This is a genomic window from Methylobacterium sp. E-065, from assembly GCF_022829605.1.
Taxonomy (GTDB): domain Bacteria; phylum Pseudomonadota; class Alphaproteobacteria; order Rhizobiales; family Beijerinckiaceae; genus Methylobacterium.
Genome location: NZ_JAKSYD010000065.1, coordinates 1 through 7,579, shown reverse-complemented (window position 1 = coordinate 7,579; position 7,579 = coordinate 1). Strand labels below are relative to the sequence as shown.

At 65.6% G+C, this 7,579-nt stretch carries 8 protein-coding genes; 2 read left to right on the top strand and 6 right to left on the bottom strand.

The features are described 5' to 3' along the window. Positions 1-248: 248 nt before the first annotated feature. The 4 genes from MKK84_RS05850 to MKK84_RS05835 form a co-directional block, all read right to left on the bottom strand. Complete coding sequence (locus tag MKK84_RS05850) at positions 249-2,474, bottom strand: hypothetical protein (protein ID WP_243917478.1); 2,226 nt, start codon at positions 2,472-2,474, stop codon at positions 249-251. A gap of 296 nt (positions 2,475-2,770) precedes the next feature. Next, positions 2,771-3,742 carry a hypothetical protein gene (locus tag MKK84_RS05845; protein ID WP_243917476.1) on the bottom strand — a complete coding sequence of 324 codons (972 nt, stop codon included), beginning with the start codon at positions 3,740-3,742 and terminating at the stop codon, positions 2,771-2,773. Next, positions 3,739-3,981: a hypothetical protein gene (locus tag MKK84_RS05840; RefSeq protein ID WP_243917474.1), complete on the bottom strand. Its 243-nt coding sequence runs from the start codon at positions 3,979-3,981 to the stop codon at positions 3,739-3,741. Before MKK84_RS05840 ends, MKK84_RS05845 begins: the two co-directional genes overlap by 4 nt. After that, positions 3,978-4,190, bottom strand: coding sequence for a helix-turn-helix domain-containing protein (locus MKK84_RS05835; protein ID WP_243917472.1), 213 nt, complete (start codon positions 4,188-4,190; stop codon positions 3,978-3,980). Before MKK84_RS05835 ends, MKK84_RS05840 begins: the two co-directional genes overlap by 4 nt. Before the next feature lie 1,177 nt (positions 4,191-5,367). Here MKK84_RS05835 and MKK84_RS05830 point away from each other — a divergent pair. Both MKK84_RS05830 and MKK84_RS05825 read left to right on the top strand, forming a co-directional pair. After that, complete coding sequence (locus MKK84_RS05830) at positions 5,368-5,646, top strand: PilZ domain-containing protein (RefSeq protein WP_243917470.1); 279 nt, start codon at positions 5,368-5,370, stop codon at positions 5,644-5,646. A 217-nt stretch (positions 5,647-5,863) separates the two neighbouring features. Continuing rightward, positions 5,864-6,088: a hypothetical protein gene (locus MKK84_RS05825; protein WP_243917463.1), complete on the top strand. Its 225-nt coding sequence runs from the start codon at positions 5,864-5,866 to the stop codon at positions 6,086-6,088. Positions 6,089-6,430: 342 nt separating this feature from the next. Here MKK84_RS05825 and MKK84_RS05820 read toward each other — a convergent pair whose 3' ends face one another. Both MKK84_RS05820 and MKK84_RS35855 read right to left on the bottom strand, forming a co-directional pair. Then, the gene (locus MKK84_RS05820) at positions 6,431-6,967 is read right to left on the bottom strand and encodes a hypothetical protein (RefSeq protein WP_243917461.1); all 537 of its coding nucleotides are present in this window, start codon (positions 6,965-6,967) and stop codon (positions 6,431-6,433) included. 224 nt (positions 6,968-7,191) lie between these two features. Next, complete coding sequence (locus tag MKK84_RS35855; RefSeq protein ID WP_409566450.1) at positions 7,192-7,431, bottom strand: DUF6074 family protein; 240 nt, start codon at positions 7,429-7,431, stop codon at positions 7,192-7,194. Positions 7,432-7,579 lie beyond the last annotated feature (148 nt).

The following is a 7,579-nucleotide window of genomic DNA, read 5'->3' as shown; positions in this document are numbered from 1 at the left end:
CTCGATGCCGAGAAGGGCAGCCGGCAACAGGCGCTGGACCAGCTGCTCAACGGCAGCTTCATCGAGCGCATGGCCCTGCGATCCATCGGGCAGACGCCGGATGGCCTTCTACTAAGTCTCTTTGACGCGGACTCACGCTTGGTAGCGGTGCGGCGGGGGCTGTGAGTCTGCTCTTGGCTTTGAAGCCTGGGAGGATGGGATGGCCGCTCCCGTGCCATTACGGCCGGACTATGATGCCGAGGACAGAATCACAGCCCCCTCCGCACCGCTACCAAGCGTGAGTCCGCCTCAAAGAGACTTAGTAGAAGGCCATCCGGCGTCTGCCCGATGGATCGCCGGGCCATGCGCTCGATGAAGCTGCCGTTGAGCAGCTGGTCCAGCGCCTGTTGCCGGCTGCCCTTCTCGGCATCGAGCTGCGCCCGCTTGGCCTCGATCGCGTCGCGGGCCAGCTTTTCCTGGCGCGCCTGGGCCATCTCCGGGCTGGTGTTGCCGTCAGGGTCGCCCAGCAGGTCGTTGAGCCGGGCGATGTTGCTGGGTGCCAGCATCACGTCTTCACCGCGCTTACGGGCAGCCTCGTGCTCGTCCAGCGCCGCCTGGGCACGGCCTGGGCCCTGCTCCACCAGCCGTGTGGCGGCCGCCAGCGCCTCGGAAGTAGCGTTCAGTGCCCCAGCTGCAGCCCGGAAGCCGCCCACTGCCACGGCAAGGTTCTCGGCCTGGGCCTTGACGCTCTGCCACGCGATCATCGGATCTTCGTGCTGGAACCGATCGGCCTCCTTGAGGCCGCCGGCACCCTGCACCAGCACCTTGTCCTTCTCGATCCGGCTCTGCTGGGTGGCAAACATGCTCACCAGCTGGGCCGCGACTTGGTTCGAGAAGATGTGGCCGATGGTCTCCTGCATCCGCTCCGGGCTGGTCAACCCGTGCTTTTCCAGGGCCGGCACCAAGACATCCTGCACCCACTGGTACGGGTTGGACTGGGCTTCGTCTGCCCCCTTCACACGGTGCCCAGGCTTGATGCCCTTCACCGAGCCGGCCTTGTTGATAATCAAGTCGTCCTTGTCGAGCAGGCCGATGTGCATCAGCTGCTCGGCGGCATTGTTGGCCATCTTGCCGCCGACGATGGCGCGGAAGAACGCGGCGTGGGCCACACCGCCCGAGGCGCCACCCAACTCCTGCGCGATCGTGGGCGCCACCGTGTTCATGTAGTCTTGGGAAAGGCCCTGGGTGGCCTGCCGCCCATACTTGAACATCTCGTAATAGTCGGTCGGCCGCAGGGTATCACCAAAGACGTTCAAGGCCTTGGCCATGCCGTCCATGTATTCGGTGAACTTACCCATGTTCTGGGTAACGCCCTTGATCTCCATGCCCTTGATGAGCTTGTCGAAGTCGGCTTCCAGCTCCTCGCGCTTCTCAGGATGCGCGCCCAGTGCGACGGTGCGCAGCTTGAGCATCGGATCCATTACCTGCTGGGCTTCCTCGAAGTGGCCCATGATGGAGCGCGCGTTGCGCAGGGAGTGCATGATCTCCGTCTGCGAGAAGGCGCGGTACTTGCCCGACAGCTCGGCCGCCCGATCCCGGCCCTCTGCCACCTCGTGCTCGCTCATGCCCGAGGCGCGCTGGCGCACCTCCTCGTGCTGCCGATGCGTCTGCGCATGGTACGCCTCCTTGACCGCCTCGTACGCGGTGAAGCCGGCGCCCAGCTTGAGCATTTCGTGCACGCCCAGGGCACCCATGATCGGGCTGTGGCCACCCTCGCCATGGCTTCCACCGGTACGGCTGCCCGGCTTCCGGGGCTTGCGCGGCTCCTCCGGGGCGCCACCACCGGGCACCACCACCGGCATGCCGGATCGGCCCATGCCGTCCTTGAGCCGCCGGTTGGCCTCGATCGCGGCCAGCTGGCTGCGCCCGGCCCCGCCCATGCCGCCGGCCAACCCGCGCTCTGCCGCGCCCTTGGCGTTGATCCGGCCGATAAGGCCCAGCTGCTCGCGCAAGGCCCGGTTGGCCGCGTTGGTGTCGGCCACCAGCTTGCGCTCGGCCGCACCGATGCTGGCGCCGCGGCCGCCCAGGGCATCCTGGCGCGCGGTCCGCTGGGCCCGCAGGGCCTCCGCGAACTGCTCGCTGGCCCGGGTCTGCTTCTTAAGCGCGGTCTCGTGCGCCCGGGTGGCGCGCCGCAGCGACTTTTCATCCGCGGCGCTGCCCAGATCCGCCAGGGCCTTGGCGGTGGCCGCCACGTCGCCCCGCGCCTTGCGTGAGGCCTGCCCCAGGGCCGTGACGTGCGGCGCGCCCTTCTTGAACGCGGACAGCCGGGTGCCCTGCTCGGCCAGAAGGTCCAGGTGCTTGTTTAGATCCCCGACATGCTTGCCGGCGGCACCGAACTTCTTAAGGTCCTTCTCGGTAGCCGCCAGCTTTTTTAGGGCTTCCGCATCGGCCTTGGCCTTGGCGGCAAGACCATCGTCCACCAGCTTCAAGGTCAAGGTGGACGTTAGATTGGACACGGCAACGGGCTCCTGCGAAGAACGATAGGTGGCCGCCGCCAGGAAGGGCTAGAACCGGCGGCGGCCGGCCGATCCCACGCAACTGCGCAAGAGCGGATCTCAATAAGAAGCGCCGGCTTGTAACCTTCAACGTAGCACACTTTGCAGTGGCAGGGCACGCAGGTTACTTTTGGCTGTTGGGCTGCCGTGCATCGCCCTCAATGTGCGCCCCGCTGTTACTGGCATTCTACACATCTGCCAGTAACAGCGGGGCGTATTCATAACGCTACTGAAAGTTAGACGTACCGACGCTGTTCTGAGCGATCATCTATGTTGTTCTCAGCCTTTGGGGAAGCTTTTACCGGCGATTTGTCTGCCGGAACCAATCGGCTTTCGATCGCCCGCACGTGCTCCTTATGAGTAGGCTGAGCGCGCAGCTCTGCGATCCGCGCAAGAACATCAGCCGGCTTGGGGAGATGCAATGGCTTGTAGAAGGCGGCTGTATCGTGCTGGAGGCCAGGCAGAACGATCTTGGACGCCAGCTTATCGGTTGAGTATCCGAAGTCGTTACCTCGGTACTGCTGCAGAGTGAACCTCCGAAGCTCAACTTCATAGCTCTGATTGACTGGCATGCCGCGTAGAGAGATTAGACCGCGACCGTTGCTGCTGATGTGCACCTCATCTTGGTCGAACGTCCCGGGCAAGATCTGACCAACCCGTACCCATCGCTCGACCTCGACTTCGCTAACGATCTCCTCGGGTGCGCCGGGACGATCGCGAACGCGCCCCTCGACGGCCTGGATTGCCTCCATACCTTTCGGCAGATCGGCGTTAGCGTCCATGACCAGCTGCTCAGCTTGGGCAACGACGATGAGAAGGTTGGTAAGATCCTCAGCCAGACGGGGGTACCATTCGGCCAAGGCGTTCGCGGCATCGTCCGCCTGCTGACGTGCCTCCTCGTAGCGCGTTACGCGGGCAACCTCGGCCTCGCGGACTTGGGCCTCGGCAAGGCGCTCGCGCAGGGCAGCCACCAGCGCGTTGGCTTTGTGGAGCCGCCGAATGGCCTCTCTACGGGCATCGTCCAGCCGCGAGTGAACCGTGTCGTCGGCGGTCAAAAGCGAGCTGCGGTACGCCTGCTTGGCAGCCGCCAAAGCCGCCTGCGCAGCCGCGACTTCGGCTTCGGCGGCTGGCAATGACGGCGCCAACTCGGCGGTGGTCGCGTCTTCGCGCTGGGCGAGGCCGAGAAGGTTCTTGAGCGCGCGGATCACCGGGCGGCCTCCTCGGCCTGGGCGACCGGCAGGGTGGCGTTAAGGCCGGCAACGATGCCGTCCCAGTCCAGCGTCTCCTGGGCTGCTGTGCGGGGCGCCGCGCCCTGGGGGGCGGCGCCGGCAGCCGGCGCGAGTACCGGGCTGGCGGACATCGTGGTGCCCTGCGAGGCTCGCAGGTGCGGGGGCGTGCCAGCGATCGCCAGCGCAGCCATGGTGCTTTTGAGGTGGGCGGGGGTCACTTCGAAATCCTCGTGGTGGCCGCGCCAACGCGCGGAAGCCGGTCCACCAGCCGCTCGATGCTGGCTTCCGTCACCAAGGTCCGCCTGCCGACCTTCACCGCCTCAAGATCCTGGGCCTTGACGAGGGCGAGCACCTTGGTGCGGCCGAGGCCCAGGCGTGACTGGGTAGCGGCGACGGTGTTCAGGAGTGGGGCGGGCCTGGGGTTCATGCTCGGTGCGTACGCTGGCGACTGACCGTGAATGCCTGCGATCATGAGCGCACATCGGCGGATCGTCATTAGACGAGAGATCCCGCAACCCATTGATGCTGTTGGGCACAAGCAACTGTACGAACCGATCCCACACCCCGGGCGGGATCGCGTGCCACCCGAGCAGCCCTAACAAGGCCTGCGTATGGGTGCGGGCGGCGCCGGTGGCCCCGGAGTTCAACGCGGAGAGCAGCGACCCGGACAGGTAGACCCACGTTTCAGGCAGATCCGTCAGCCCTCGCAGCTTCCTGCCCAACCGTGTGGCGGCGTTGGCATGTCGATCGGGACCGGCCTTGAACGCCCCCTTGGCCAGGAGCACGCCATCCACGATGCGGTGGGTGTACACGACCCGCTGACCACGCCCCGGCGCCACGAGCGCAGCGGCATGCAGCGCCGCGGCCCAGGCCGAGCGCCTGGTGCCAAATCGGATCGCGGTGTGCTCGCCAGCCAACTGCACGGACACCATGAAGGCCAAGGCGAACCGGTCTGGGTCCTCCCAGAACGAGCGCCCGCGGTCGCCCCGCCGGCGCTTCCGGGCGCGGTACTGCTGGCGCTCGATCTCAGCTGCGTCAGCTATGGCTTGGACCAGCTGGCGGATCTCGCTGGCGGGGCAGATGTGCGAGGGCTGGACCGTCATGCTGGGCTCCCGGGTGAGAGCCGATTTTATCATGTGTGACAGTGTTTTAGGTGTGGCAGGGGTGGCCCAGGGGGGCTGTTTTTCGTGGGTTGCGGTTCGATACCAGACTGCAATCCTGGCCAGGCCAAAAATCCACGGGGGGGGCGCTGCGCCGGGAGGGCGGGACCTCCGCACCCCAGACGGTCCCTAAGCCTTCCCCCCTTCCCCCGCGCCAAATGGGCCCGCCATTACTCTCAGCGAGGCTGTGGCAGGCGCGAGCGTGGCGGGCGGTGGTCGGTGGCCGCGGCTGGTGGCGGCCGCTGGCGGGCTTCCTAGAGCGTGGCGGCTGCGCGGGCGTGGCGCCGGGCCATTACACCAGGCGGCCGAGACGCCGGAAGATGCACTGCTTAACCAGGCGCGCACATTAATGCTGATAACGGGCCGATTGCGTACTTGCTCAGGAAAGCCTTAAGCGGACCTGTTCAATAATGACGCCTGATACGTACTGCCTGGGAAATCTTCGTGCTCGAACGCCGCATTAAATATCGTGCAAATGTGGCTCTGCCCGGCGTTGCTGCCTTTGCCAAGGCCGCCGCTGACGTGCCGTGTGTGGTGCTGAACCTGTCGAGCCGTGGTGCATGCGTCGCATTTGCACCCGACACTGAGATGCCGCGGGTGTTCGAGCTACGTGTCGGCAAGGATCCAAACTCGCAGACTGTCCGCATAGTTTGGCGGCGGACCAATACGGTGGGCGTGGCCTTCCTGGCGCCCAGGGTGGTGCCTGACGTGCTGCCCGGCTGATACGAGAAGACCCCGCCGGCGGATGCCGGGCGGGGCCTTGAAGCTCGAGTTACCCCCGGCATCCCGCCGGCGACCGTGACCCACCTTCCTGCAGGGGGCGGGCGTGGGGGCGCACTGCAGTTGCGCTCCGCACGGTCGATCTGGGCAACATCAAGCTCTTGAACACTGTTCAATATCAGACGGCGACGAAGTTGCAAGGTTAGGCCAAGCGGACATCGTGTATCCCAGCACCGAAGACGCGGCTAACACGATCCGTGTGCTTGCCGAACATGGCGCGCCGGGCATTCCAGGCTCCCATCTCGAAGCCAGCAACGCGGCCGTGGGGCTGCAGCTGCAGGATCTGTCTGTGGTGCTGGCGCCGGCGCAAGGGTCCGGCGCTTTCAAAGCGACCGGCCCGCCCGATCGTACGCCAGCTTCCAGGCTCGCATCGCGCGCGGAGTGAGATGCCCTGGTTTAAGATCCTGGCACCGTCGCGCTGGCCGTGGTGCATCCCGTGCCCAGCAGAGGGGTCGGGGATCGCTTGGAGCGACCCCGCCTCACTGGGTCTGGATGCCCGACCAGGACAGGATGTGGCTGCGAGAACCGGTGTCAGGCGTTGGCGCTGCCCGTGCCCCAGTCGGCCGGGGCGGGACGGACGATGGCGGACTAACGCGCCTTGAGGCGCTTGCCGCCACGCCGCCCGCCTTCGCCAGGACGAGCAGCACAACCTGGGTCGAATGAGGCTGGGAAGACCCGGGGTCTGAGCGTGGCGCTATTAAGATAACCGGACGCCCAGTCCAACTTCTTAGGGGTGCAGGTACCCCCCATAACCGGACGTAGCGTCCAACTCGGTACAACCGGGCTGCACCCGCTTTCTCGCCACCCGGTTGTGCTGGATGCGGTCGTAGGTGGTCGATCGCGGGGCGTCAGGATCCAGCAGCTTGGCCTGCGCGTACTGCTCCCCGCGTGGCGGGGTACCATTCGCCCGCCGGTTCTTCTCCTTGCGCAGCCGATCCTTGAGCTGCTCGACCTCGGCCATGGTTATACCGATCGGCTCGGCATGCCAGAATTTGAACTGCTCGCGCCGCTCGTAGGTAAGGCCTATCAGCTCGCCCAGGGACCGGGTGGTCACTTGGTATGGCGATGCCTGTACCTCGGCCAGGGCGTCAGCCTGTGCCGCTGGTGAGAGCTTGGGAAAGTAGCGCACGGCGTTCTTGGCCAGCGTGCGGCGATAGTTCGGATCGGCCGCAGCTGCGGTCTCCTCAAGCCACGCCATGGCGATGAAGTAGTCTCGCTGCTCAGGACCACGACATCCACTTGTGCCATGGTCGGCCTTGATCATCCGCCACAAGGCCTTGATGCAGCTGCGGGCGTGGCCGGCGTTCGTAATGGGTCGCGAGTGATCCTCCGGAGGAGAAACACGAAACGTGTTAAACCCTTGGACTTCGTGGTGACGTGCGTTATATCCGGTCTGGGTAGTTGAAGATCTTGAAGGGCTCTCCGTTTGCAGACGGGGGGCCCTTTCTTCATCCGGTTGCGCAGCGTCAGCCCATTTTTGGGCCAAGCTCATAAGACACCTGCCTCTTGATGTGCAGCGCGTACACGTTCCGTGTACGCTTCGTGCAAGACATCAATAGCACAGGCCCGCGCAGATTTCTTAGACACACCTCTGCGCATCAGCCTCTTTTCTAGGTTGCGCGCCTCTCTATCACAGGTGGCATCAATCTGTTCGTCATACCCGTGCGGAAGTCTCCTGATTACCTCTGCAACCACGCCCGCGTTGCGCACAAGCGGGAAGGCCAGCACTGGGGTGGGGCTCAGATCGCGCGGCTGGCCCACCCTGCTGCGCTGCCCGATGCTCTGCGGGGCCCGTAGGCGGCGGCCGCCTTCAAGGCGGACCGCTGCCGCCAGCTGGGCCGGCGTGGGCTTCCCGGGCCTGCTGGCGCGCTTGGGC

What these genes read in the sequence shown, in the direction of transcription:
- MKK84_RS05835 (WP_243917472.1), bottom strand. Translation starts at nt 4,190, where the DNA reads ATGAACCCCAGGCCCGCCCCACTCCTGAACACCGTCGCCGCTACCCAG.
- MKK84_RS05820 (WP_243917461.1), bottom strand. Translation starts at nt 6,967, where the DNA reads ATGATCAAGGCCGACCATGGCACAAGTGGATGTCGTGGTCCTGAGCAG.